Consider the following 25,213-nt stretch of genomic DNA (forward strand, 5'->3'; position numbering starts at 1 on the left):
TGCCGAAGCCTTCGCCGGTCCACCGTAGCGTGCGGGCGGGCGGTGGGTTGACCAGAGCCGGAAGGCGGTCAGCTGCCGGTGCCGGTCCTGCCCCAGTCCGGACCCGCCCGCTCCCATGCCCGGTCCCAACGGGCGTACCTGCGGCGGACCATGCGCCACAGGACGAAGCGTCTGCCGCTGTCGACGAGCCCGGCGGTCAGCAGTGCCGCGCCGAGCCCGGCGAGCACGGCGTGGGTGGTCGCCGTGGCCGCGTCCAGCGGGCGGGTGACTATGTGCCCGCTCTGGTCCGTCCAGAGCGTGAAGTGGTCGCCCGCGTGCGGGGTGTTGAGGTTCGCCATGACCGCGCCGTGCTGCGCGCTGCCGTCCGGGGCGGTCCACTCGGCGAGGACGCGGCTGCGGATGTCGCGTGCGGTGGACGAGTCCGGGTCGGGGTCCAGCTCGGCACCCTTCAGCTTCTTGACCACCGTCGCCGTCACGGCGTGCCGGTCCGCGCGCTGCTCCCGCACCGAACGCTGCAGGCTGTCCTGCGCGACCGCGCCGACGAGCGAACCGATCACGGGTGCGGCGACCAGGACCAGCAGCAGGACCGCCAGGGCCAGCCACGCCTCGGCCAGATCGGTCGCGCGACGCAGCGGATTGCGCCGCCAGCGCCACAGACCCCTGATTGCTCCCACCGTCCCGCACCCCCTTCCCGCTCCGTCATAGCTCCGCGCCCCGCCGTTCACCCAAGAGCCCGGGGAAAGAGAGAGCGAAATCACCTCTCCACAGCCCTCTCATGAACTTCTCACGCGATCTCAACGACCGGGCCCACGGGGAGGGTTCCCGCCTCGCGCTCCCGCCGGCGGAACTTCTCCGGACTTCTCCGGCGCGCCGACCGGAACGCCTTCTACGCGCGCACGCGGACCGGATCGCCGACGCGGATCGTGCCGGTCGACCGGGGCACCAGGTTCTGTCCGAAGACGAGCTTGCCGCCGATACGGCGGTGCCGGGCGAGGGTGCGCAGCGGCTCCCTGCCGCGCTCGGCGGTGGACTGGTCGGTGGTGGTCACGACACAGCGCCCGCACTTCTTCGCGACCCGGAAGGCGACCTCGCCGATCGTGACCTCCGACCAGTCGTCCTCGGCCCAGGCCTCGGTGCCCGCGACGACCACACTGGGCCGGAACCGGTTCATGGGCAGCGGCCCCTCGGCGGGGTGATCGCCTTGCGCGACAAGGGAGTTGAGGGCGTCGAGGGAGGCCTGCGAGGTCAGCAGCAGCGGGTAGCCGTCGGCGAAGCTGACGGTCTCACCGGGCAGCGCGTACGCGGGGTCGACGGGTCTGCGCGCGGCGGGGTCGTCCATGTGGACGAGCCGTACGCCGAAGCCCAGATAGTCGGCGCACCACCTGTGCGTGGCGTCCCGCGCGGGCACCGCGTCGACCTTCGTGCCGAAGATCTCCATCGGCACGGTGGTATCCGGCTCCGGGACGGGCACGGTCAACGGCTCACGGCCGGGTGCGGACAGACGAATGCCGCCGCCGGGCAGAAGCTCGGCGGCGGCCAGTGCGAGACGCGGGTGCTCGCGTTGCGTGACGACCTTTCCCCCGTCGTCGATCAGCGCCCAGCGTCGGTCCCCGGCCAGTCCCCAAGGCTCCACGAGAGCCTCCCGGGGCGAGAAGCCCCGGCACGCCTTGACCGGATGAACATGGATCGACCGCAGCTCCGCATTCCCCATCGCTCCATCGTGCCAGCAGGCACTGACAACGCAGGGTGAGGATCAGTAACCGCGGTACTGCTGCTGGTTGTTGTACGGGTCCTGCTGCTGGTACTGCGCCGGGCGGGGAGCCGCCGGACGCATCGCCTCGTAGCCGGCCGGGGCCGCCATCGGGCGCGGCTGTTGCTGCTGCGGGTAACCGCGCGGCGGGGCCTGCTGCGGGATGTAGGCGGCGGGCGCCTGCTGGAGCGGGGCGGGCTGCTGCGCCTGCGGATAGCCGTAGGAAGCCTGCGAGGGTCCCGCCGGGAGGGCGGGGAGCGCCGACGGCAGCGCCGGAAGGTTGCTCCCCGGCATGTCGTACGCGGCGGGTACCCGGATCGGGGCGATCTGCGGGGTGCCGCGCTCGGCCACGAGGGAGTCGTAGATCGGGGTGTCCGGGAAGGAGGCGGAGTAGTAGCCGCCGCCATAAGAGGAGCGGGGGGAGGTCATGGCACATAAGTTAAGCCCACGATGTGCTGGTTGGGGAGACCGATTAGAGGGTTGTTTTCCGTGTCGGTGGCGGCACGGGATCCCCAATGCGAGCGAACTTGCCAAAAAAGGGCATCGACCAGTGTTCGGATCGGGTAAAAGCCTAGTTCCCGCCGGGTTACCAGCGGTTGACCAACGGTGTCGGCACACCTCTCGGGAGCGGTTCGGCGCCCCGGGGAATAGGTTGTGCGGGTAGACACCCGTAGGGCTGCCGGGGTGCGTCCTGGCACGGTGACACGTGATGGGGGCAGGCATGTCAATGCCGAAAGGGTCGAATGTTCCGGTGCCGACGACGGCACTGCGCGTCGAGTTGGGCTGGCGCTCGGGACCCGGCGTCCCCGACGCGGACGCCTCGGCCCTGCTGCTGGTCGACGGCAAGGTCCGCTCCGACGGCGACTTCGTCTTCTACAACCAGCCGGCGCATGTCTCCGGCGCGGTCCGCCACGAGGGCAAGGGCGGCACGGGCGGGCAGGTGACCGACACCCTGCTCGTCGACCTCGCGCGCGTGGAGCCCGCCGTCGACCGCGTCGTCCTCGCCGCCTCGGCCGACGGCGGAACGTTCGGCCGCGTCCCCGGCCTGTACATCGAGGTCCGGGACGCGGCGCGGAACACCGCGGTCGCCCGCTTCGACAGCACCGGCGCGACGGTCGAGACAGCCTTCGTGCTCGGCGAGTTCTACCGTCGTCAGGGCGCCTGGAAGTTCCGGGCCGTGGGCCAGGGCTACGACAGCGGACTCGGAGGCCTGGCCACCGACTTCGGCATCACCGTGGACGAGCCGCAGCAGTCGGCACCCGCCGCGACCATGCCACCGCCGTCCGGACCGCCGGTGCACCTGCCGCCGCCCTCCGGGGCACCCGTGAACCTGCCGCCGCCTGTCCAGCCGCCCGTGACCATGCCTCCGCCCCCGGTCGCGCCCCCGGTGGGCCCGCCCCCGTCGGCGACCCCTGTGCGGCTCTCCAAGGTGACGCTCACCAAGGCGGCCCCCTCGGTCTCCCTGACCAAGCAGGGCGGCACCTCGGGCGCCCTGCGCGTGAACCTCAACTGGGAGGTGCGCAAGCAGTTCTCGGGCTGGGGCAGCAAGCGCGGACGGGCGGTCGCGATGCACGCGGACCTCGACCTCGACCTGTGCGCCCTCTACGAACTCGCCGACGGCCGCAAGGGTGTCGTCCAGGCCCTCGGCAACGCGTTCGGCTCCCTGCAACAACCCCCGTACATCCACCTCGACGGCGACGACCGCACCGGCGCCTCGGCGAGCGGCGAGAACCTCACCGTCAACCTCGACCACCTCAGGGACTTCCGGCGGATCCTGGTCTTCGTCACCATCTACGAGGGCGCCCGTTCCTTCGCCGACCTGCACGCCACGGTCACCCTCCAGCCGCAGCACGGCGCCGCGATCGACTTCTCGCTCGACGAGTGCACCGTGCCCTCCACGGTGTGCGCGCTCGCCCTGATCACCAACACAGGGGGCGACCTCGTCGTCCAGCGAGAGGCCCGTTACCTCGTCCCGGACCGCGGGGTGAGCCCGCAGCGGACCGTCGACCGCGTCTACGGGTGGGGCATGAACTGGACCCCGGGTCGCAAGTGACCGCTCAGCTCTCCTCGCCGACGACGGCGTCCGGACGCGCATAGGTGCGGCCCTTCCAGGCCGCACCGCGTCCCCTGTAGTGCTGCACCGCGGAATCGACGGTCATCAGGAGGTACAGAAACGCGGTGAACGGCAACAGGGGAGCGAGCCGGAGCGGCTGCCCGTAGTAGCGGAGCATCGGAACGTACGTCCCTGTCATCACCAGCCACGCGAGCCCGCCGAGCGCCGCGGTCGCCGCACTCCCCGCGGCCAGCCCCGCCAACAGGGCCACCGGGGGCACCAGATACACGAGAGCCAGCCCGATCACGGTGCCCAGGAGGAGCAGCGGGTTGTGCCGCAGCTGCGCGTACGCGCTGCGCGAGACCATGCTCCACAGGTCGTGCAGCCGGGGGTACGGACGCACGCTGTCGACACGCTCGGCGAGCCCCAGCCAGATGTGGCCGCCGCCTCCCTTGACGGCCCGGGCGAGCGCCACGTCGTCGATCACCGCGTGCCGGATGGCGTCCGGGATACGCGCCCGCTCGGCCGCGTCGGCGCGCAGCAGGACGCAGCCGCCCGCCGCGGCGGCCGTACGGGAACCCTTCCGGCCGATCCGGCGGAACGGATACAGCTGCGCGAAGAAGTAGACGAACGCCGGCACCACGAGCCGCTCCCACAGGCTCTCCACGCGCAGCCGCGCCATCAGCGACACGGCGTCGAAGCCGCCGGTGCGCGCCGCCGCCACCAACTCCCGCAGGCTGTCCGGGGCATGCGCGATGTCCGCGTCCGTCAGCAGCAGGTACTTGGGGCCACGCGCGCGTGCCAGACCGACTCCGTGCCGTACGGCCCACAGCTTGCCCGTCCAGCCCGGAGGCGGTTCGCCGGGGGAGTCCACGGTCAGCGGCAGACCGCCGTGCCGGGACGCCAGTTCACGGGCGAGGTCGCCCGTGCCGTCCGAACTGCCGTCGTCCACAAGGAAGATCTCCGCCCGCCCGGGATAGTCCTGGGCGAGGAGCGAGGGCAGGCTGTCGGGCAGGACGGCGGCCTCGTCGCGGGCCGGGACGACCACACAGACCGACGGCCAGTCGTCCGGGTCGGCACGGGCCGGAAGCCTGATGTCGGTCCGCCAGAAGAAGCCCTGACAGCACAGCAGCCACAGCCAGGCGGCGAGTGATCCGGCGGCGATCCAGACGAAGGCGCTCACGGGCGCAGTCTGCCCCACGGGACGGGGTCCGCAGAGGCCATCGTCTATCGTGGCCGGGTGAAGATCGCGCTGATGGACTCCGGAATCGGCCTTCTGGCGGCCACCGCCGCGGTACGACGGGTGCGCCCCGACGCGGACCTGGTGCTCTCCCTCGACCCCGACGGCATGCCCTGGGGACCGAGGACGCCGGAAGATCTCACGCAGCGCGCGCTGGCCGTCGCCGAGGCCGCCGCCGCGCACCGGCCCGACGCCCTGATCGTCGGCTGCAACACGGCGACCGTGCACGCACTGACAGCCCTGCGCGAGCGCCTGGAGCCCGGCATCCCGGTCATCGGCACGGTCCCGGCGATCAAGCCGGCCGCCGCCGGTGGCACCTCCTTCGCGATCTGGGCGACGCCCGCCACCACCGGCAGCCCGTACCAGCGCGGGCTCATCGCGGACTTCGCCGACGGTGTCCCGGTCACCGAGGTCCCGTGCTGGGGACTGGCCGAAGCCGTGGAGCACGGTGACGAGGCGGCCATCGCGGCTGCCGTCGCCGCAGCGGCCGAGCTGACCCCCGACGATGTAACGACCGTCGTCCTGGGCTGCACCCATTACGAACTGGTCGCCGAGCGCATCCGCGCCGCCGTGCAGCGCCCCGACCGACCGCCGCTCGTCCTGCACGGCTCCGCCGACGCGGTGGCCGCCCAGGCGCTGCGCCGGATCGGTGCGCGGCCGGCCCCCGACGCGGCGGCCGACGGCACCCTCACGGTGATCCTGAACGGCCGTGAGGGCGAGCTGCCCGCCGCGGCCTCGACCTACGCCGAGGGCCGACTCCTGCGGTCCGTGGCCCCCGCCCACTGAGCACCGGCGACCGCCCGACGCCGTACCGGCGCCCACATCCTTCGCGCCGCCGCGCAAAACGGTCACCCTCCGCAACGGCGTACCCGCGCAGCGAAACCTGAGTAGTCTCGTAGGCATGAGGGACCACCCCCGCGACGAAATCCTCCCGCAGGCCGAGATCTGGACCGGAAGCGCCACGAACCGTTTCCAGTGGCTGCTGGCGCTCGCCGGTGCCGCCTGCATGGCGCTCGGCATCGAGCTGGCCGTGGACTCCGCCTGGACGTCCGGCATCGCCCCGCTCGCCATGTCCGTCGTCGGGTGCATCGCCGCCGGGCTGCTCATGCTGTTCGGCACCCTCGCCTTCGTGCACGTGGGCCTCAAGGTCGACACGGAGTCCCTCGAAGTGCGCTGCGGCCACATCGGTGTGCCGCGCCGCCGCATCCCCCTCGCCAGCGTCGCGGGCGCGGAGTTCGCCCCGCACGTCACCCCGCGTCAGTGGGGCGGCTGGGGCTACCGCTGGCGGCCCGAGAAGGGCACCGCCGTCGTCGTACGCCGTGGTGAGGGCGTCGTACTGCGGCTGTGGGACGGGCACACGTTCACGATCACCGTGGACAACGCGGAGGCGGCCGTACGGATCATCACGGCCCGGCTGGTGCCGCCCAAGCCCGGCGCGGTGCTCTGACCCCCTCTTCCGCCCGTCACGGGGCCGGACGGTCGCCACGCGCGTGTGCGTCCGGTCCGCTCCGTGAGGCGTCCTCGGCGATCGGGTGGGCGGTCGCCAGCCCGGCCAGGAAACCCGCGCCGACCGACACCGAGGTGAAGCTCAGCGCGTTGCCGACCGAGGCGACGAGCGCGAGCCCCGTCAGCGCGGCGGCCGCGGTGAGCGCGATCGGGGTAGACCGCGTGGTGCGCCACAGCGCGTGCAGGATCCAGCCGTAGGCCGCCGCCAGCAGGAGCACGCCGACGATTCCCTGCTCGGCCGCCAGCTGGAGCGGCGCGGAGTGCGGCTTGCCGTCCGGCAGCAGCGCCTCGGCCGCCGCACTGCTCAGTTCACCGAAGCGCCCGGGGCCCACTCCGGTGGAGGAGTCCTGGTGCGCCATGTGCAGGGCGTCCTGCCACAGCTGGATCCGGTGCGGGGTCAGCTGGCCCTCCAGGGCGGCGGTCAGCCCGCCCGGGAGCACGTCTCCGGCCAGGGCCCAGGTCACGCCGGTCACCAGCACCGTGGCCAGGCCCAGGCCCGCGATGCCCGGGCCGCGGCGCCGCAGCCGTCCCGCCGCGACCGAACACAGCAGGACCGCCGTGCACAGGACGAATCCCTCGCTCGACCCGATGACGGCCGCGGTGACGGTGATCCCGGCCGCGAGCAGCCCCAGCGCGAGCCGCAGGGCCGGTGCCGGGGCGGCCCAGGCCGCGCAGCACGCCGAACCCGCTGCCAGGGTCAGCAGGGCCGCGCTCGCCCCGGCGTGACCGAGCGGGACGACGAACTGGGGACCCGGTGCGAGATGCGGTTCGGCCAGCGCCAGACCCAGTCCGGCCAGTGCCCCCGCACAGGGAGCGGCGACCGGCACGAGCGCCCCGGAGATCCGCCCCGACGCGTAACCGGCGGCCACCGCGAGGACCGCGAGCAGCACCCCCTCGGGCCTGCCGTCGTGCAGCGCGGCGCTGATCAGCGACCACGCGGCACATGAACCGAGCACGACGATGCCCGCCGCATCCGAAACGTTTCGTCTTTCACTGTCGGCGTCCGGACCGGTCGCCGACGCCATCCCCGTGGAACTCACCCCGCCGCCCCCTGAACCAGGCCGCCCCCGACCCGTGACCGGCCCCCGACCGTCCTGGCCTGGACCGACCGTGCGACAGGGGCTCCGGCTCACCGTAACGGCTGATGACCGATTTGTGGACGAGTTGCGCAGGAACGGTGCGGTTGCGTCCCTGTTCAGTGCCCTGCGCCGCCGTCCGGACCGCGCTGTCGGCTCCAAGGTCGACGGCCGTACACTCCCGGAGTGACCGTCACCGCAACTTCCGTGGACGAGTCGGACCAGCTGGAGCCCGAGGCCGCGCCCGGATCGCGCCTCGCCCGCCTCGTCCGTCTGGTCCCGGCCGCCGTAGCCGCTCTTTCCGGAGTGCTGCTCTACGTCAGTTTCCCGCCGCGCACCCTGTGGTGGCTGGCGCTGCCCGCGTTCGCCTGCTTCGGGTGGGTGCTGCGGGGCCGCAGCTGGAAGGCAGGACTCGGCCTGGGCTACCTCTTCGGCCTCGGATTCCTGCTGCCGCTGCTGGTGTGGACCGGCGTGGAGGTCGGCCCGGGGCCCTGGATCGCCCTGGTCGCGGTCGAGGCGATCTTCGTCGCGCTGGTCGGCGCGGGCATCACCGTGGTCTCGAAGCTTCCCGCCTGGCCGCTGTGGGCGGCGACGCTGTGGATCGCCGGTGAGGCGGTACGCGCGCGTGTCCCCTTCCACGGCTTCCCCTGGGGCAAGATCGCCTTCGGCCAGGCGGACGGCGTCTTCCTGCCGCTCGCCGCGGTGGGCGGCACCCCGGTCCTCGGCTTCGCCGTCGTCCTGTGCGGCTTCGGCCTCTACGAGATCGTGCGCCTGGTCCTGGAGACCAGGCGGACCCGTGTCGTACGACGGTCCGCCGCGACCGTGGCCCTGCTGAGCGTCGCCGTACCCGTGGTGGGCGCGCTGGCCGCGCGGGGCCTGGTCAGCGACAAGGCCGAGGACGGCACCACGACCGTCGCGGTCATCCAGGGCAACGTCCCGCGCGCGGGGCTGGAGTTCAACGCCCAGCGGCGTGCCGTGCTCGACTACCACGTCAAGGAGACCCTGCGGCTGGCCGCGAAGGTCAAGGCGGGCAAGGTCGCGAAGCCGGACGTCGTCCTGTGGCCGGAGAACTCCTCCGACGTCGACCCCTTCGCCGACGCGCAGGCGTACACCGACATCGACGAGGCGGCCAAGGCGATCGGCGCGCCCATCTCGGTCGGCGGTGTCGTCGAACGCGACGGCAAGCTCTACAACGAACAGATCCTCTGGGACCCGGTGAAGGGCCCGACCGACACCTACGACAAGCGGCAGATCCAGCCCTTCGGGGAGTACCTGCCGATGCGCTCGCTCCTGGGGGCGATCAACAAGAACTGGACCACCATGGTCCGCCAGGACTTCAGCAGGGGCACCAAGCCGGGCGTCTTCACCATGAACGGCGCCAAAGTCGGCCTGGTCACCTGCTACGAGGCCGCCTTCGACTGGGCCGTGCGCTCCGAGGTCACCGACGGCGCCCAGCTGATCTCCGTGCCCAGCAACAACGCGACCTTCGACCGCAGCGAGATGACCTACCAGCAGCTCGCCATGTCCCGGGTCCGCGCGGTCGAGCACAGCCGGACCGTCACCGTCCCGGTGACCAGCGGCGTCAGCGCGATCATCATGCCGGACGGGAGGATCACCCAGAAGACCGGCATGTTCGTCGCCGACTCCCTGGTCCAGAAGGTGCCGCTGCGCTCCTCCGAGACCCCGGCCACCAAGCTCGGCATCCTGCCCGAGATGGCCCTGGTGCTCATCGCCGTCGGCGGCCTCGGCTGGGCGGTCGCCGCCGGTGTGCGCGGGCGGCGCGCGGGCGGCGTGTAGCCGTACGCCTGCGGTACGCCCGCCGTGCGCGCGGCAGTTCGTGGAGTGGCCATGGAACGTCCCGTTAGGGTCGGACCATGGCTACTCCTGATTTCATCCGTACGATCCGGGCCTCGGCCGGGCATCAACTGCTGTGGCTTCCCGGGGTCAGCGCCGTCGTCTTCGACGACGCGGGACGTGTCCTGCTGGGCAAGCGGGCGGACAACCACGAGTGGGCACTGCCCTCCGGCATTCCCGAGCCGGGCGAGCAGCCCGCCGTCTGCGCGGTGCGCGAGGTGTTCGAGGAGACGGCCGTCGAGTGCGTCGCGGAACGGGTCGTCATGGTCCAGGCCGGGGGACCGCTCAGCTATCCCAACGGCGACGTCTGCCAGTTCATGGACATCACGATGCAGTGCCGGGCGGTCGGCGGTGCGGCGGCCGTGAACGACGACGAGTCGCTGGAGGTCGGCTGGTTCGAGCTGGACGCGCTGCCCGAGCTGAGCGATCACCAGATGGCCCGGATCAAGCAGACCCTGGCTGACGCACCCACATGGTTCGACACCACGAGTACTGACTGAAGTATGTGGGCTGCCCATATGTGGTGAGGCAGGGGCGCTGTCTAGGCTCGCCCCATGACCACGCCCACCGCCCTCCCGGGGCCCCACCCCGACCTCGTCGATCTCCTCGACCTCAGCGGCCGAACCGCCCTCGTCACCGGCGCCGCCGGAGGCATCGGCAGCGCCTGCACCCTGCGGCTCGCGGCAGCCGGGGCGAAGGTCAGAGCCGTCGACGTGGACGCCCTGGGACTGGCAGTCCTCGCCGAACGGGCACGGGACCTCGCGGGCACCGTCGAGCCGCACGAACTCGACCTCACCGACCTGGACGCCGCCGAGCGCGCCGCCGCCGGCACGGACGTCCTGGTGAACAACGCGGGGCTCCAACTGGTCCGCCCCATCGAGGAGTTCCCGCCCGACGTCTTCCACACGGTCCTCACGGTGATGCTGGAGGCGCCCTTCCGCCTCATCCGCGGCGCCCTGCCCCACATGTACGGGCAGGGCTGGGGCCGCATCGTCAACGTGTCCTCCGTCCACGGACTGCGCGCCTCCGCCTTCAAGTCCGCGTACGTGGCCGCCAAACACGGTCTGGAGGGACTCTCCAAGACCGCCGCCCTCGAAGGCGCACCCCATGGCGTCACCTCGAACTGTGTGAACCCCGCCTATGTGCGCACCCCACTGGTCGAACGCCAACTCGCCGACCAGGCACAGGCACACGGCATCCCCGAGGAACGCGTGCTGAGCGAGGTCCTCCTCCAGGACAGCGCGGTCAAACGGCTCATCGAACCGGAGGAGGTCGCCGAGGCCGTGGCCTATCTGTGCGGCCCGCACGCGTCCTTCGTCACCGGCACCTCGCTGGTGCTGGACGGCGGCTGGACCGCACACTGAGAGACCCCGTGCGGGGCCGGCGCCGAGTTATCCACAGGCCGGACCGGCCGGCCCGGCGATGGGTGATCCTGTGAGCATGTCCAGCGATCACGTGCAGTCCGCCGAGCGTTCCGCCACCGCCACCGGTGCCGCAGCGCGACCGAGCAGTGCCGAGGCGCCGTTCCTGGAGCTGCTCGCCCGGGGCGCCTCCGCCGACGCCTACGAGCAGCCCGTGCCGCTCGCCCGCGCCGAGGGCAGAGCGGCCGGAGTGATCGCCGGGCTCGAACACGCCAAGACCCTCGCGCTGCGCGTGCGCGCGGAGCTGGAGGGACGCCGACGGCGCGAGGCCGAGCTGTCCGCGCTCTTCGAGACGGCCCATGACCTCGCGAACCTGCGCGACCTGGACGCCGTACTGCGGGCGATCGTCCAGCGCGCCCGCTCGCTGCTCGGCACCGACGTGGCCTACCTCAGCCTGAACGACCCGGACAGGGGCGACACATACATGCGGGTCACCGAGGGCTCGGTCGCGGCCCGCTTCCAGCAGCTGCGGCTGGGCATGGGGGAGGGGCTCGGCGGACTCGTGGCCCAGACCGCACGGCCGTACGTCACCGACGACTACTTCAAGGACGAGCGCTTCCGGCACACCGGCACCATCGACTCCGGCGTACGGGACGAGGGGCTGGTGGCGATCCTGGGCGTGCCGCTGATGCTCGGGCACCGGGTGATCGGGGTGCTGTTCGCGGCGGACCGGCGGGCCCGGGTCTTCGAGCGGGAACAGATCGCGCTGCTCGGCTCCTTCGCCGCCCTCGCGGCGGCCGCCATCGACACCGCGCGCCTGCTCACCGAGACCCGTTCCGCCCTCGCCGACCTGGAGCGCGCCAACGAGATCATCCGGGACCGCAGCGCTGTCATCGAGCGCGCCTCCGACATCCACGACCGGCTCTCCGCACTCGTCCTGCGCGGCGGCGGGGTGTCCGACGTCGCTGCCGCGGTCTCCCAAGTCCTCGACGGAGTCGTGGAGTTCACCGAGACCGACACCGCGCCCACGAAGGCACTGGAGGCATCCCGCGTCGAGGGACACGCGGTACGGCACCGGGACGACTGGGTCGCCGCGGTGTCGGCCGGCGGCGAACTGCTCGGCGCGCTGGTGCTGCGGGGCCGACCCGGTCTCGACCCCGTCGACCAGCGCACCCTGGAGCGCGCCGCCACGGTCACTTCCCTCCTGCTGCTCGCCCGGCGCTCCGCCGCCGAGGCCGAACAGCGGGTGAGAGGCGAGCTGTTGGACGACCTGCTCGACGCCCGCGACCGTGACCCACGCCTGCTGCGGGAGCGCGCGGCCCGGCTGCACGCCGACCTGGACGCCACCCATGTCGTCCTCGCCGCCGGGCTCGACCGCACGGCGGCCGACGCCGACGAGGAGGCCGCCGCCCGCAGACGCCTGTGGTCCGTCGCCTCACATCTCGCCGGCACCCGGCAGGGACTGGCCGCGGCCCGCGACGGCGGCACCGTCCTGCTGCTTCCCCTCACCCCCGGCGACACCGCCACCGACCTGGCCCGCCGCACCGCAGCCCACCTGGCGGCGGCGGTCCACGAAGAGGTCACCGTCGGCGCCTCCGCCCCCGTCGAGACACCCGCGGCCCGGCCCGACGCCCTGGTCACCGCCTACGCGGAGGGCCGCCGCTGCCTCGACACCCTGCGCCTGCTCGGCCGTACCGGAGACGGTGCCGCCGCCCAGGACTTGGGCTTCCTCGGGCTGCTCCTGGCCGGGGACCGGGACATCGGCGGCTTCGTCGAGCGGACCATCGGGCAGGTCGTGCGCTACGACGAGCGGCGCGGTACGGATCTGCTGCGCACGCTGGACGCCTACTTCGCCTGTGGGATGAGCCCGGCCCGGACCAAGGACGACCTGCACGTCCACGTGAACACCGTCGCCCAGCGACTGGAGCGTGTGGGCCGGCTCCTGGGTGAGGACTGGCAGGAACCGGCCCGTGTGCTGGAGCTTCAACTCGCTTTGAGACTAAGGCGATTGGCGGCTCCGGTGCGGCGGTGATCCGGGTGCGTGCGGAGGCCGGCCGGGCTTCGGGACGGCAGCGGGGTCACTGCTCCGCCGGAGCGCCGGGTGAGGGGGTTCGGCCGCGGAGGAGGGTGGCGAGGGCCAGGAGCGCGGAGCACAGGGCGGCGGTACCGCAGACGACGAAGCCGATCGAGTAGCCGTGGCCGAGGGCGTCCAGGGCGAGGGGATGCAGGTCGGCCAGTTTCGGGGAGGCCGCCGAGGCACCGTTCACCCCGAGAGGGCCGCCTTCTTCCAGTACGGCCGTGCCCGCGCCCTTCAGCGCCTGCGGCAGGGCGGAGTCGTGCAGGGAGTCGGAGAAGCTGTCGGCGGCGCGGCTGAGGGCGACGGCTCCGATGACGGCGGGGCCGAGGGTGAAGCCGAAGTCCCGGAGCAGGTTGGTGGTGGCGCTCGCCATGCCGGCCAGATGGGTCGGCACGGTGTTGACGGCAGTCGCGGTGATCGACGAGACGGTGACGGAGAAGCCCAGGCCGACCAGGCCGAGTGGCACGATCAGGGAGGTGAAGGCGGTGTCGGTGATCGGCAGGGTGGCCGCCCAGTAGTCGCCCGCGGCCATCAATAGCAGCCCTGTGCCCAGGAGCAGCCCGGGTGTGACCGTGCGCAGGAGCCGTTCCGTGAGCGGCAGCATCACCAGGGTGATGCCGTTGAGCAGGACGAAGGCCAGGGCCGTGCGCATCGGCGCCTGGTCCTGGACGGGTCCGAGCCGGATGCTGACGGAGTAGGCGGTGCCGAGGAAGGCGAACATACCGACCACGGCCACGACCGAGGCGACCGCGAAAGCGCGGTTGCGGAACAGGTCCAAGCGCAGGAGTGGGGACTTGGCGCGTTTCTCGGCCACGACGAAGGCGCCGAGGAACACGGCCGCCAGGACGAACGCGATGACGATCGAGGGGGAGGCCCAGCCGTCGGTCGGGCCCTGGATGATGGCGTAGAGCAGGGCGAACAGGCCGAGGCCGATGGTCAGCTGGCCCGCGAGGTCGAGTGAACGGCCCTCGGGCGCGCTGGAGTTGGTGGCGAACAGGGCGCTGACGGCGACGCTGGCCGCGGCGATGACGGTGACCACGACGAAGGACCAGCGCCAGGAGCCGTAGGTGGCGGTGACGCCGCCGAGCAGCGGGGCGATGAATCCGCCGGTGGAGAGGAAGGCGGCCCACAGCGCGATGACCCGGGCGCGTTGTGCGGGAGAAGTGGTGCCGGCGGCCAGGATCGCCAGCGAGGTCGGGAACAGGGCGGCGGCGCCGAGGCCTGCCAGGGCCTGTCCGGTCCAGAGCTGGTGGACGCCGGAGGAGGTGGCGCTGACCAGTTCGCCCACGGCGAGCAGCGAGGCGCCGCCGACCAGCAGCCGTTTGCGGCCGAAGAGGTCGCCGAGCAGGCCGAAGGTCAGCTCCAGGACGGCGACCGGGAGCAGGAACGCGTCGGAGATCCAAGTGAGTTGGGAGCCGACCGGGTGCAGATCGGACTGGAACACACCGTTGAGGGTGGCCGGTATGGCCAGCCCTATCTGGGCCAGGCAGACGGCGAGGAGACCGGCGACCAGGGTGCCGGTGGTCAGACCCGGGCCAGTGGCTGTTCTGGTGGAGGGTTCGGTCGTCATGGACACGGGGGCTCCTGGGAGGGCGCGGGGTGCGTATGGGGAGGGAGAGGGGTGCGGCAGAAGAGGGGGAGCTTCTTCGAGGGGGCGGCGAGTGCGGGCGAAGCCGTTCGCCTGGTACGTCAGCGGGTGCCGGTCAGCCGGCTCGGGCGGTAGGCGGTGAAGGCGGCGCCGTCGAGGCCCAAGTCCTCGGCGCTGCGCTGGAGTTGGGTGGCGGACGCGGCGTTGTCCCAGTGGTGGGTGTCCAGGCGGTGTTCCACGGCGTGCAGGCCGGCGACGACTTCGGCCGTGGTGAAGTTGCAGTGGCTCTGGCGGGCGACGTACGCCTGCCGCAGGAGGGCGGAGTCGCCGGCCGCGCGCACGCGGTCGGCGAAGGCCGATTCCTGTTCCACGGGGACGAGTTGGTCGGCCGTGGTGTGGAGGTCCAGGAGCGGCACGGACAGACGCTGGCCTGCGGTCGAGGTCCGCTTCAGACGGGCTGCGGCGGCGGGGTCGGCCGTGATGTCCGCGCCGCGGGTGAGCCGGTTCAGATCGGTGCGCAGGTCGAGGCCGGCATCGCGGTAGAGCGACTCGACCTGCTTGACATGGGCGGACTCGCGCAGCAGACCGGCGTAGTCGACGCCCTTGTTCCAGGATGTGTTGCCGCCCGCCGACTGCTCCACCGACCAGCGTGCCGGAACGATGAACGAGAGCAGGCCCGCGGCCAGCCAGGCGTACTGCTGTGCCTCCTGGCCCGCGAAGTCTCCCCGCGCGGGCGGTAGTTGACCGGGAGCCCAGTCGGCCAGGTTGAGGTAGGCGGCGGCCAGGGCGATACGGGCGCGGCCCGCCGGAGTCCGCTGCGCCGTGTCCACGGCCTTGGTGAGCCGGTCGGCGAGGGCGGCGGCGTCGGCCTGGTTGTCGAGGTTGACCAGGCCGTCTGCGTCGGCGGGGTCGAAGAAGGTGGTCAGGGTGTACTCGGCGTCCAGCTGGTAGTTGTCCAGGTCGACGCCGCCGGCGACCAGACCGCACAGGCCGAGCGCCCCGTCGACGCGGCCCGCGCCGTCGCGGGCTATCCGGGCGTTGACGAGTCCGCCCATGGACTGGCCCACCGAGATGACGCGGGTGGGGGTGCCGACCTGGCGGCGGAAGGCGCTGAGCGCGGCGAACTGGTCGCGCTCGGCCGATTCCAGCGCCCACATCGAGCCGTTGGGGTCGTAGGAGGAACCGGCGAGGGCGTAACCGGCGGCCAATAGGGCCTTGCTCACGGCGGGCGAAGGGGAATCGGCGGCGGTGGTCGGCCCGAAGCCGTGGCTGAACAGCAGCAGGGTGCCGTTCCACTGCTCGGGTGTGTCCGCGATCCAGGTGGCGCCGTCGGCCAGCGTGCCGGAGTGGTGGCCGGCCGCGGTGGTCGCGTGGGCGCCGCTCACCGGGCCGAGGAGGGCGGTCGCGAGCGCGGTCGCGCAGGCGGCGGCGAGGGTCGAGAGACGGGGTCGGGGCATGGCGGCGGCTTCGCGGGTCGAGTGGGGACCGAGTGGGGGAGCGTGCTGAACGAGCGGTGCGAATGTAGGGCTCGTTTTAATCGCCGTCAATAGAGTGACCAATAATGAGGTGGACGGATCCGCCTGTGGACGCACGGGGGCCGGGCGCGGACCCGAAGGGGCGATGGACGCGGTTGTGAGCCATGGGGGTCGCGGGGATCCCCGTGTGGATCAGTCCAGGGTCAGGGTGTCCAGCAGGCGTCCGGCCGCGCGGGCCGCCGGGCGGTCCCAGCGGCTGGCCAGGCCGCGGAAGACGGTCTCCGCCTGGGCGGCCGGCCAGTCCGCGGGGAGGTGTTCGGCGGGCAGGTGCGGGTCCCGTCGAACCAGGTCCAACCAGTCGGTGTGCAGCAGGAGTTGACCCGCGAGGTCGTCGCCGGAGGCCGCGGCGGGCAGAGGGTCGGTGCGGTCCCAGCGGTCCAGGAACGCCCGGTACCGCGCGCCGATGGCCGGCACGTCGAAGGCCTGTTCCAGCACCTCGCGGACGTCGGTCGGTGACTCGACCTCCGCCCGGAACACCCGCAGATACGGTTCCAGGCCGAGCCCCGCCACCATCTCGCGGACGTCCACGGGCGCCGGGGCCACCCAGAGGCCGTTCTGCAGGGGGCCGAAGCCCGCCCAGATCAGGCGGGAGCGCAGGTCGTGCCGTTCACGGCTCCACGCCTCGGGCAGGGAGAAGCCGACCATCGTCCAGCGGCCGTCCCAGTCCCGGTTCACCGCGCCGGTGCGCCAGATGCGGTCCTTGCCGTCCGTCAGTACCTGCACGGCGTGCGGTGTCAGCGCGAAGTACGTCTTCCGGCCCTGGCGGCGGCGCTCCAGCAGATCGCGTTTGACCATGCGGTTCAGGGTCGTTCGTACGGCTTCCTCGGTGCTCCCGACCCTTCCGAGCGCGGCGATCACGCTTCCCGACGACACGGCGACGGGCCGCCCCAGCACGTGGACGCCGAGGAAGGTCAGCATCAGGGACTGGGTGCGCGGCTCGGGACCGCTCTCGGCGGCGGGTCCGGCGGCGACGTCGACAGTGGTCACGGGCACAGCGTAGGCCTGGGGCGGGCGTGTGGTGCCGATGTTTCGTGAACTGGGTCAATCATGTGATGCCAATCAGGAATCTGGCGAATGACGACACCGGATGCTCCGCCAGCCCGCCAGCCCGCCAGCCCGCCAGCCCGCCAGCCCGCGTCGCTTAGAACGCGAACGCCTCCGTGAGTCGCAGCGTGTAGCCGTCCTCCTCCATCAGGACGACCGTGACGCCGAACGGGGACGGGTGGTCGAGATCGAGCGGTGTGAAGGAGTAGTCGACGGCGGCCTGGACGGGTGCCGGCAGGGCCCCACCGGGCTGGGGAGCCGAAGGCGGCTGCCAGGTCGGTTCGGCCGATGACGCGTCCTCGGCGTAGGGGAACTGGTGGAGCGTGTGGCCGTCCTTCGTGGCGTGCACCATGTTCAGGCAGGGCGACGGGCCGTCGGCGGGCAGTTCGCAGGCGGTGGCGACGTCGTGGCTCTCCCAGGCCAGGACGATCTCGTCCGCGCTCGCCGCCGCCGCGATGTTCGAGAGCGAGGCGATCGCGGTGAGCGCGTCCTCGGCGTTCTTCGCGGGGCGCTGCCAGATCAGGCCGACCAGCTGACCGCGCACGAGCGGCATGATCACCGGGCGGGGTACGGCACCCTCGCTGAGACCCGCGACGTACGCGCTCTTCATCGACTCCGTCAGCGCGTCGAACGTACGCGTGTCCATGAACTCCCCATCCGCAGCGGCTGTGTGGGGATCCATTCTGCCCTCGGCGCGGAGTGCCGGAAGCCGCCCCCGGACAGGAAAGAGACCCCGGCTGGACGGGGGAGACCAGCCGGGGCCGTAAGCGGTGACAGCGGAGGGCGGTCGCCTCTCGGCGAGTGGCTCCATGGGGCTTCAGCCGAACGATCTTCCCCATGGGCTATAGGTGAGGCCCGGGGACACTGTCCCCTCCGCAGCCACGTAAGCAACAACGGGCGACCACCGCCGATTGTTCCCGCCGGCACCCGGCCCACCGGTGTGAGCTGCGGAACATCCCCCCGCCGAATCCCTTCGCCGCATCACACCGCCTCGGGCGGCATCACACCGCCTCAGTCGACGTACTCCGCCACCAGGCTCGCAAATTCGTCCGGAGTGGCGAGCCGGACCCCGAGGCTTTCCGCCTTGGCCCGCTTCGACCCCGCGTTCTCCCCGGCCACGACCAGGGTCGTCTTCTTGGAGACGCTCGACGAGGAACGGCCGCCGGCGCGCTCGATGAGTTCGTTCATCTGGTTGCGGCTGAGCTTCTCCAGCGGGCCGGTCATCGCGCCGGTGACGACCACCGTCATCCCGGCCAGCGGCCCGGCACCGGTCGGGTCGGCGGCTTCCGTGGCCTCGGCTCCGGCGTCGTCCGCCGCGGGCGCGGGCGGGGTCGCTCCAGGCTCGGTCATGTTGACCCCGGCGGCGGCGAGCCGGTCGATGAGCGGGGCGAGATCGGCCAGTTCGGCGACGATCGAGGGAGCCTTCTCCGTGCCGATGCCGTCGACCCGCTGGATCGCCTCCGCGTCGGCGGCGCGGAGCGCGTCCATGGTCGCGAAGTACCGCGCGATACGGCGGGACATGGAGCGTCCGGTGCCGCGCACCCCGAGCGCGCACAGCACCCGGGAGAGCGGCTGGCCCTTGGCCGCTGTGATCGCGGCCAGGAGGTTGTCGGTGCTGGTCTCGCCCATCCGCTCCAGGCCCAGGAGCTGTTCACGGGTGAGGGCGAACAGGTCGGCGAGATCGGCCACCAGGCCGGCCTCGACGAGCTGGACGACGCGGGTGTGGCCCAGGCCCTCGATGTCGAGCTGGTCACGGCCGGCGGCGTAGGAGAGGGCGGCGACCAGGTGGCAGTTGCGGCCCTGCTCGCAGCGCCAGCGCAGTTCGCTGGTGTCGATGCCGGAGCCGCAGCGCGGGCACGCCTCGGGGAACAGGATGGGCTGTTCCTCGCCGGTGCGCAGATGTGCGACCGGCGCCTCGATGCGGGGGATCACGTCACCGGCGCGATGGACCATGACGTGGTCGCCCAGGCGCAGGTCGCGGCGGGTGATGTCACCGGGGTTGTGGAGCGTCGCGTAGGTGATGGTGGCGCCGTCGATCTCGACCGGCTCCAGGACGGCGCGCGGGGCGATGATGCCGGTGCGGCCCACGTTCCACTCGACCTCCAGCAGCCGGGTGATCTTCTCCACGGCGGGCAGCTTGTAGGCGATCGCCCAGCGCGGGGCCCGCGACCCCGATCCGGCGGCCTGCTGGTCGGCGGCGAGGTCGGCCTTGATGACGATCCCGTCGATACCGAAGGGCAGGTGGGCCCGCAGCGCGGCGATCTCCTGGACCCGGGTCAGCACCTGCTCGACGGTGTCGGCGGTGATGCCGGGTACGTCGGTGGAGGCGGTGGTGTTGACGCCGTAGGCGGCGGCCTGGGCCATGAGGTCGCTGTGGGCGCTCTCGGCCAGCCGTGCCGCGAGTGCGGGTTCGGTGTCGGGGAGGGGCAGCAGGCCGTAGCCGAAGAACGTCATCGGCACCGTGTAGGCGCGCTCCTTGGCGCGCAGGGTGCCGGCGGAGGCGCCGCGCGGGTTGGCGAACGGCTGGCCGCCGTGCGCGGTGCGGACCTCGTTGCCGTGCTCGAACTGGGCGGTGGTCATGAGGACTTCGCCGCGCACCTCCACGGTGACCGGCTCGGCCAGTTCCTGCGGCAGGCCTTCGATGGTGCCGATCGCGTGGCTGACGTCCTCCCCGGCCGTGCCGTCGCCGCGCGTGACGAGGCGGGTGAGACGGCCGCCTGTGTAGCGGGCGGCGATGGCGAGGCCGTCGAGCTTCGGCTCCACGCTGAACCGAGTGACCTCGTGGTCGATTCTTCGGGCCAGCGAGGCGGTCCAGGTGGTGAACTCCTCCGCCGAGAACACGTTGTCCAGGCTCAGCATCGCGACCGTGTGCGGTACATCGCCCTCGACCGCGCCACCGGCGACCTTCCCGCTCGGGGAGTCGGGCAGCACCTGCTCGGGATGCTCGGCCTCCCACGCGGCGATGCCGCGCACCAGCCGGTCGTAGGAGTCGTCGTCGAGCGCGGAGGAACCGCCGGCGTAGTAGGCGGCCGACGCCTTGACCGCGTCCTCGACCGCCTGCGCGTAGGCGGCGGCATCCATGATCACAGCTGCGGGAGTTGTCATGCATCACATCCTGCCTGCCGCCACTGACAACGCGCCTGACGTGCGGGTTTCCGTGCTGTCGCCGACCCGTCCGGAGGTGTTCCGGTGCCGGACGGACGGTCCCTCGCCCATGGCCGAGGCGCTGACTTCGCCGACTTCGCGCACGGTCCGCATCGGGCTTGCATCGAGCCGCTTGTTGCCTCATTTGGAAAGGTGTTTCGTTTAGAAAGTTGTGCCGTTGCATTTTTGTAGCGAGTCTGCTTTTGTGGAGTCCGAGGGGCCACGGGATGCGGCACCGCAGCCCGGCCTGTCGCCCTCGTCCGCCCGTCCTTCCGTCTCCTGACTCTCCTGTCCTCCCGCTTCCTGAAATGAGGTGGTCAGCCATGTCTGTCCCCGCTTCCGCAGCCGCGCCGGCCGCGACCGATCCGCGGGTTCGCTGGACGCTGCTCGGCGTGATGCTCGCGATGCTGCTGGCGATGCTCGACAACAACGTGGTGGGCACCGCGATGCCGACGATCGTCGGCGACCTCGGAGGCCTCGCCCACATCTCCTGGGTGGTGACCGCGTACACCCTCACCACCGCCGTCTCCACCCCGATCTGGGGCAAGTTCGGCGACCTGTACGGCCGCAAGCGGCTCTTCCTCGCCTCGATCGTGGTGTTCCTCGTCGCGTCGGCGCTGGCCGGAACGGCCCAGTCGATGGGGCAGTTGATCGGTTTCCGTGCCTTGCAGGGTGTGGGCGCCGGCGGGCTCGGCGCCGGAGCCTTCGCCGTGATCGCCTCGCTGGTCCCGCCCCGCGAACGCGGCCGGTACCAGGGCATGACCGCGACCCTCATGGCCGTCGGCACCGTCGGCGGCCCCCTGCTCGGCGGCGTCATCACCGGCCATCTGGGCTGGCGTTGGGCGTTCTACGTCAACATCCCGCTCGGCCTGGTCGCCCTGGTCTGGGTGCAGCTGATGCTCCACCTGCCCGCCACCCGGGTCCGGGCGCGTATCGACTGGGCAGGCATCGCCTTGATGACCGCAGCCATCGGTTCCCTTGTCCTGGGGGCGACCTGGGCGGGCGCCACCTACGCCTGGGGCTCGTGGCAGGTGCTGTCGGCCTTCGCGGTCTTCCTCGTCACGACGGCCGGGTTCGTCACCGTCCAACGCCGTTCGCCCGAACCGGTGTTGCCTCCGCGCGTCTTCACCGAGCAGCGCAACTTCCCGCTCGCCATCGGGCTGTTGCTCGTGGCCGGTGTCGTGATGTTCGGCTGCTCCCTGTACATGCCGCTGTTCCAGCAGACCGTGCAGGGTGCCTCGGCCACCAACTCCGGTCTGTTGCTGCTGCCGTTGATGATCCCGGTCGCGCTGGTGGCCACCGTCGCCGGCAAGGTCATGTCCGCGACCGGCCGGTACAAGGTCTTCCCCGTCGTCGGTACGGCCTGTCTGACCGCCGGGACCGCGCTGCTGGCCACGATGGACACCTCGACTCCGCGTGCGCTGACCAGCGCCTACCTGGTCCTCGTCGGGATCGGGTTCGGTTTCACGCTCCAGATGTCGACGACCATCGCGCAGAACAGCGTCGAGATGCGGGACATGGGCGCGGCCTCCGCCGCCACCAACCTCTTCCGCACGCTGGGCGGTTCACTCGGGGTCGCCGTCTTCGGCTCCCTGCTCGCCGCCGCCACCGGGCATGCCTCGGCCGGGCGCGCCTCGACCGGCGAGGGCACTGCCGCCGCGACCGCCTACCGGCATGCGGTGGCCACCGGTACCAGTCACATCTTCCTCACCATGTCCGTCGTCTGCGCCGTGGGCTTCCTGATCGCCCTGGCCGTCAAGGAGGTCCCCCTGCACGGGAAGCCCGTGACGGTTCCGGCGCGGGGCACGGCCACCCCCGTAGCGGCCGACAACTGATCCACAACAGGCGGCAATTGTCGTGGCGGTCCGCCAACTCGCCCGCTGCGCATGTCGACTGACCACCGCCCGCCCACCGAAACCCAAGGAGAACCACCATGAACAGCACCCCGACCTCCACCCCGACCTCCACCCCGACCTCCATCGCCATCATCGGTGCCGGACCCGGCGGCCTCACCTGTGCCCGCGTCCTTCAGCTCCACGGCGTCGACGTCACCGTCTACGACGCGGACGCCTCCGCGACCGCCCGCGACCAGGGCGGCACGCTCGACATGCAGCCCGACACCGGCCAACACGCCCTGCGGGCGGCCGAGTTGTGGGACGAGTTCGTGAGCCTCGCCCGGCCGGAGGGTGAGCAGATGCGGCTGGTCGCCCGGGACGGCGGCATCGTGTTCGACGGCGCACCGCCGGAGGAAGGCCGGGGCAACCCCGAGATCGACCGCGGTCAGTTGCGCGAGATCCTGTTCAACTCCCTTGCCCCGCGGTCCATCCGCTGGGGCCACAAGCTGGAGCGGGCGGAGCCGATCGGGGCCGGACGGCACCGTCTCCATTTCGCCCACGGGGACACCGCCGAGGCCGACCTCGTCATCGGTGCCGACGGCGCCTGGTCCCGGGTGCGGCGGCTGCTGTCCGACGCCGTGCCCGTGTACACCGGCGTCACGTTCGTCGAGACCGGCCTGGAGGACGCCGACGTCCGCCATCCGGAACTCGCCCGACTCACGGGCGACGGCACGATGATGGCCCTCGACGACAACCTCGGCATCGTCGCGCAGCGCAACAGCGCAGGCCGCATCCGGGTCTACGCCGGGATGCGCGTCCCCGAGGACTGGTACGCCCGGACCGGTGTCGACCTCGCCGACACCGCCGCCGTACGCGCAGCGCTTCTGGCCCGATTCGCCGACTGGAGCCCGGCGTTGCTCCGCTACCTCACCGACACGGACTCCGGGTACGTCAACCGCCCCCTGTACGCCCTGCCGGTCCCGCACACCTGGGAGCACACCCCCGGTGTCACCCTGCTCGGCGACGCGGCCCACTTGATGTCCCCGTTCTCCGGCATGGGCGCGAACCTCGCGATGCGTGACGGCGCGGACCTCGCACGGGCCCTCGTGGACCAGCACGGTGTCGACGAGGCGGTCACCGCGTACGAGAAGATCCTGCTGCCCCGCTCCGTGGAGGCCGCGGAGGGCGCCGCCGAGGGGATCGCCGGCGCCTTCGCGCCCGACAGCGCCGAACAGGCCCGCGCCCACATGACGAGCCATCACTGACCCGCACGCCCGCACGGCTGGGGCCCGTCGGCTGAGTGCGGCGCATGTGTCCGGTGAGTAGTGGCTGTCTGTTACCTCTACTATGTCGGGGTCCGGTCCGGGTGTGTGTTCCGAGGACTGGTGTCGCACCCCGAACGGCCAACGGGGTTGGAGCCCAGCCGAGTTGACCTCACGGTGGATCTGGTGACTGTCGGTTCCACTCAAGGAGGACATGTCCCGTGCTTGCGCTCGATGGCTCCGACCCATCGCACATAGGCCGCTACCGTCTGGTCGGCAGACTGGGCGAGGGCGGTATGGGGAGGGTGTACCTCGCGCGGTCGCCGGGTGGCCGTCCCGCCGCCGTCAAGGTGATCAACGACCAGCTCCGCCACGACGACCACGCGCTCAGCCGGTTCCGCCGCGAGGTGGAGACCCTGGCCACGGTCCGCAGCGCGTACACCGCGTCGCTCATCGACGCGGAGCTGGACACACCGCCGTACTGGTTGGCGACCGAGTACGTGCCGGGGCCGACGCTGCACGCGGCGGTCGTGACCCATGGACCGCTCCCCGCCGACCTGGCCCGGGTCATGCTGGCCGCCCTGGCGGAGGGGCTGGACGCCATCCACGTCCGGGGCGTGTGGCACCGCGATCTCAAGCCGCTCAACGTCATCCTCTCCGCCACCGGCCCCCAGCTGATCGACTTCGGCATCGCCAAGGACACCGGCGCCTCCAACCTCACCCAGGTCGGTGGCGCGATGGGCAGTCCCGGGTACATCGCGCCGGAGACGATCACGGGCGGTGAGACCGGTCCGGGTGCGGACGTGTTCGCCCTCGGGGCCACTCTGGCGTTCGCCGTGACGGGCCGACCGCCGTACGGGGACGGGCCGTTCGCGGCCGTGACCTACCGTTCGGTGCACGGCGAGATCGACCTCAACGGTGTGGACCCGGGAGTCGCCGAGCTGATCGCGGCCTGTGTGCAGAGCGATCCCGCCCTGCGGCCGACCCCGCACCGCATCGTCGAGCTCTGCCGGGCCGAGGCCGATCTGGTCCAGCACCCCGCCTACCAACGGGCCCTGGCCGTCGGCTCGTTGGCGGACCGGGAGCGGGCCGTGACCGTCGTCGACAGCGCCGCCGACCTGCCCGCCGTCGCCCCGGACGCGGTGACGGCCTTCACTCCGCACAGCGCGGCGAACACCGCCGGCGCCCACGAAGGCCACGGTGTCACCCTGCTCGCGCCGGACGCGGCACACCTCACCGCCGCCTGGCCGCCCGGGGCGGCTGCCCCGGGACCTCTCGCGGGAACCCGGCCGCCCGGCGGGGAAACCCCCGGCAGCCGCCGGTGGCTGTGGGTCGGCATCGGCGCGGCCTCGCTGGTCGTCGCGGGTTCCTCCGCGCTGGTCCTGTCCCACGCCTTCGACGACGGCGAGGACTCCGCGTCCCCGCGCATCACGCCGTCCGCCAGCGTGGGCCGTGCCGTCCGGGTGTCGGCCGCCCCGTCCGACAGCGCTGCCGCGGCGTCACCGTCGCCGTCCGCCTCGGACACGGGCGGCACGCACCTGCCCGACGCCGTGGTGGTGAAGCCACCGTTCACGTTCGAGGTCGGGAAGGTCATCGAGACCGTACGCTCGAAACTGATCATGCAGCCGGACGGCAACCTCGTGCTCTACGACGCCTCCGGAACGGCGCATTGGGCGAGCCAGACCCAGGGCGAGGGCAACACGGCCGTGTTCCAGTCGGACGGCAACTTCGTGGTCTACGACGCCCGGCAGCAGCCGCTGTGGAGCAGCGACACACAGGGCGCTTCGGGGGCTGTGCTCAAGATCCTGGAGAACGGCAACATGGTCATCGCGACCGACGCCCAGGTCGTCTGGCAGACGAACACCGCCGGCTGAGAGCGCGGGCGGTG

20 protein-coding genes are annotated in these 25,213 nt (G+C 72.0%); 10 read left to right on the forward strand and 10 right to left on the reverse strand.

Annotated features, from left to right (window positions below):
* Positions 1 to 68 precede the first annotated feature (68 nt).
* The 3 genes from ACIPTO_RS35775 to ACIPTO_RS35785 form a co-directional block, all read right to left on the reverse strand.
* Entirely contained in the window at positions 69 to 674 is a 606-nt protein-coding gene (locus tag ACIPTO_RS35775) for a hypothetical protein (RefSeq protein ID WP_401199005.1), read from the reverse strand.
* Positions 675 to 886: 212 nt separating this feature from the next.
* Positions 887 to 1,711: an MOSC domain-containing protein gene (locus tag ACIPTO_RS35780; RefSeq protein WP_401199007.1), complete on the reverse strand. Its 825-nt coding sequence runs from the start codon at positions 1,709 to 1,711 to the stop codon at positions 887 to 889.
* 42 nt (positions 1,712 to 1,753) lie between these two features.
* Positions 1,754 to 2,179, reverse strand: coding sequence for a DUF6643 family protein (locus ACIPTO_RS35785; protein ID WP_366320278.1), 426 nt, complete (start codon positions 2,177 to 2,179; stop codon positions 1,754 to 1,756).
* Positions 2,180 to 2,477: 298 nt separating this feature from the next.
* Here ACIPTO_RS35785 and ACIPTO_RS35790 point away from each other — a divergent pair, with 298 nt between their 5' ends.
* Positions 2,478 to 3,803, forward strand: a complete 1,326-nt coding sequence (locus tag ACIPTO_RS35790; RefSeq protein ID WP_401199089.1) for a TerD family protein — start codon at positions 2,478 to 2,480, stop codon at positions 3,801 to 3,803.
* Between the two features lie 4 nt (positions 3,804 to 3,807).
* Here the strand turns inward: ACIPTO_RS35790 and ACIPTO_RS35795 are convergent, their stop codons facing one another.
* A complete protein-coding gene (locus tag ACIPTO_RS35795; protein WP_401199009.1) occupies positions 3,808 to 4,986 on the reverse strand; it encodes a glycosyltransferase in 1,179 nt (392 codons plus the stop codon).
* A gap of 57 nt (positions 4,987 to 5,043) precedes the next feature.
* On the opposite strand from ACIPTO_RS35795, the gene ACIPTO_RS35800 reads away from it, so the two are divergent.
* Both ACIPTO_RS35800 and ACIPTO_RS35805 read left to right on the forward strand, forming a co-directional pair.
* A complete protein-coding gene (locus ACIPTO_RS35800) occupies positions 5,044 to 5,829 on the forward strand; it encodes a glutamate racemase (RefSeq protein ID WP_401199011.1) in 786 nt (261 codons plus the stop codon).
* 115 nt (positions 5,830 to 5,944) lie between these two features.
* The gene (locus tag ACIPTO_RS35805; RefSeq protein ID WP_401199013.1) at positions 5,945 to 6,490 is read left to right on the forward strand and encodes a hypothetical protein; all 546 of its coding nucleotides are present in this window, start codon (positions 5,945 to 5,947) and stop codon (positions 6,488 to 6,490) included.
* A 16-nt stretch (positions 6,491 to 6,506) separates the two neighbouring features.
* Here ACIPTO_RS35805 and ACIPTO_RS35810 read toward each other — a convergent pair whose 3' ends face one another.
* On the reverse strand, positions 6,507 to 7,574 hold the full coding sequence (locus ACIPTO_RS35810; RefSeq protein WP_401199091.1) for an O-antigen ligase family protein: 1,068 nt from the start codon (positions 7,572 to 7,574) through the stop codon (positions 6,507 to 6,509).
* Positions 7,575 to 7,811: 237 nt separating this feature from the next.
* On the opposite strand from ACIPTO_RS35810, the gene lnt reads away from it, so the two are divergent.
* The 4 genes from lnt to ACIPTO_RS35830 all read left to right on the forward strand — a co-directional run bounded on the left by lnt (position 7,812) and on the right by ACIPTO_RS35830 (position 12,872).
* Positions 7,812 to 9,422, forward strand: a complete 1,611-nt coding sequence (gene lnt / locus ACIPTO_RS35815; protein WP_401199015.1) for an apolipoprotein N-acyltransferase — start codon at positions 7,812 to 7,814, stop codon at positions 9,420 to 9,422.
* Between the two features lie 77 nt (positions 9,423 to 9,499).
* A complete protein-coding gene (locus tag ACIPTO_RS35820) occupies positions 9,500 to 9,979 on the forward strand; it encodes an NUDIX hydrolase (RefSeq protein WP_401199017.1) in 480 nt (159 codons plus the stop codon).
* Positions 9,980 to 10,033: 54 nt separating this feature from the next.
* The gene (locus ACIPTO_RS35825) at positions 10,034 to 10,843 is read left to right on the forward strand and encodes a 3-hydroxybutyrate dehydrogenase (RefSeq protein WP_401199019.1); all 810 of its coding nucleotides are present in this window, start codon (positions 10,034 to 10,036) and stop codon (positions 10,841 to 10,843) included.
* A gap of 76 nt (positions 10,844 to 10,919) precedes the next feature.
* Complete coding sequence (locus ACIPTO_RS35830; protein ID WP_401199021.1) at positions 10,920 to 12,872, forward strand: helix-turn-helix domain-containing protein; 1,953 nt, start codon at positions 10,920 to 10,922, stop codon at positions 12,870 to 12,872.
* 46 nt (positions 12,873 to 12,918) lie between these two features.
* Here the strand turns inward: ACIPTO_RS35830 and ACIPTO_RS35835 are convergent, their stop codons facing one another.
* The 5 genes from ACIPTO_RS35835 to ligA all read right to left on the reverse strand — a co-directional run bounded on the left by ACIPTO_RS35835 (position 12,919) and on the right by ligA (position 20,189).
* On the reverse strand, positions 12,919 to 14,487 hold the full coding sequence (locus ACIPTO_RS35835; protein ID WP_401199023.1) for an MFS transporter: 1,569 nt from the start codon (positions 14,485 to 14,487) through the stop codon (positions 12,919 to 12,921).
* A 119-nt stretch (positions 14,488 to 14,606) separates the two neighbouring features.
* The gene (locus ACIPTO_RS35840) at positions 14,607 to 15,962 is read right to left on the reverse strand and encodes an alpha/beta hydrolase (RefSeq protein WP_401199025.1); all 1,356 of its coding nucleotides are present in this window, start codon (positions 15,960 to 15,962) and stop codon (positions 14,607 to 14,609) included.
* Between the two features lie 210 nt (positions 15,963 to 16,172).
* Positions 16,173 to 17,033, reverse strand: a complete 861-nt coding sequence (locus tag ACIPTO_RS35845) for a PaaX family transcriptional regulator C-terminal domain-containing protein (RefSeq protein ID WP_366320260.1) — start codon at positions 17,031 to 17,033, stop codon at positions 16,173 to 16,175.
* Positions 17,034 to 17,181: 148 nt separating this feature from the next.
* The gene (locus ACIPTO_RS35850) at positions 17,182 to 17,730 is read right to left on the reverse strand and encodes a hypothetical protein (protein WP_401199027.1); all 549 of its coding nucleotides are present in this window, start codon (positions 17,728 to 17,730) and stop codon (positions 17,182 to 17,184) included.
* Between the two features lie 365 nt (positions 17,731 to 18,095).
* Positions 18,096 to 20,189, reverse strand: a complete 2,094-nt coding sequence (ligA, locus tag ACIPTO_RS35855; protein ID WP_401199029.1) for an NAD-dependent DNA ligase LigA — start codon at positions 20,187 to 20,189, stop codon at positions 18,096 to 18,098.
* 362 nt (positions 20,190 to 20,551) lie between these two features.
* Between ligA and ACIPTO_RS35860 the strand changes: the two genes are divergently transcribed.
* From ACIPTO_RS35860 to ACIPTO_RS35870, 3 genes are all read left to right on the forward strand, one after another.
* Positions 20,552 to 22,063 carry an MDR family MFS transporter gene (locus ACIPTO_RS35860; protein WP_401199031.1) on the forward strand — a complete coding sequence of 504 codons (1,512 nt, stop codon included), beginning with the start codon at positions 20,552 to 20,554 and terminating at the stop codon, positions 22,061 to 22,063.
* A 98-nt stretch (positions 22,064 to 22,161) separates the two neighbouring features.
* Positions 22,162 to 23,328, forward strand: coding sequence for an FAD-dependent oxidoreductase (locus ACIPTO_RS35865; protein ID WP_401199033.1), 1,167 nt, complete (start codon positions 22,162 to 22,164; stop codon positions 23,326 to 23,328).
* A 218-nt stretch (positions 23,329 to 23,546) separates the two neighbouring features.
* A complete protein-coding gene (locus ACIPTO_RS35870) occupies positions 23,547 to 25,199 on the forward strand; it encodes a protein kinase (protein WP_401199035.1) in 1,653 nt (550 codons plus the stop codon).
* Positions 25,200 to 25,213: the final 14 nt, after the last annotated feature.

It is taken from the genome of Streptomyces sp. NPDC090083 (genome assembly GCF_044747445.1).
Taxonomy (GTDB): domain Bacteria; phylum Actinomycetota; class Actinomycetes; order Streptomycetales; family Streptomycetaceae; genus Streptomyces.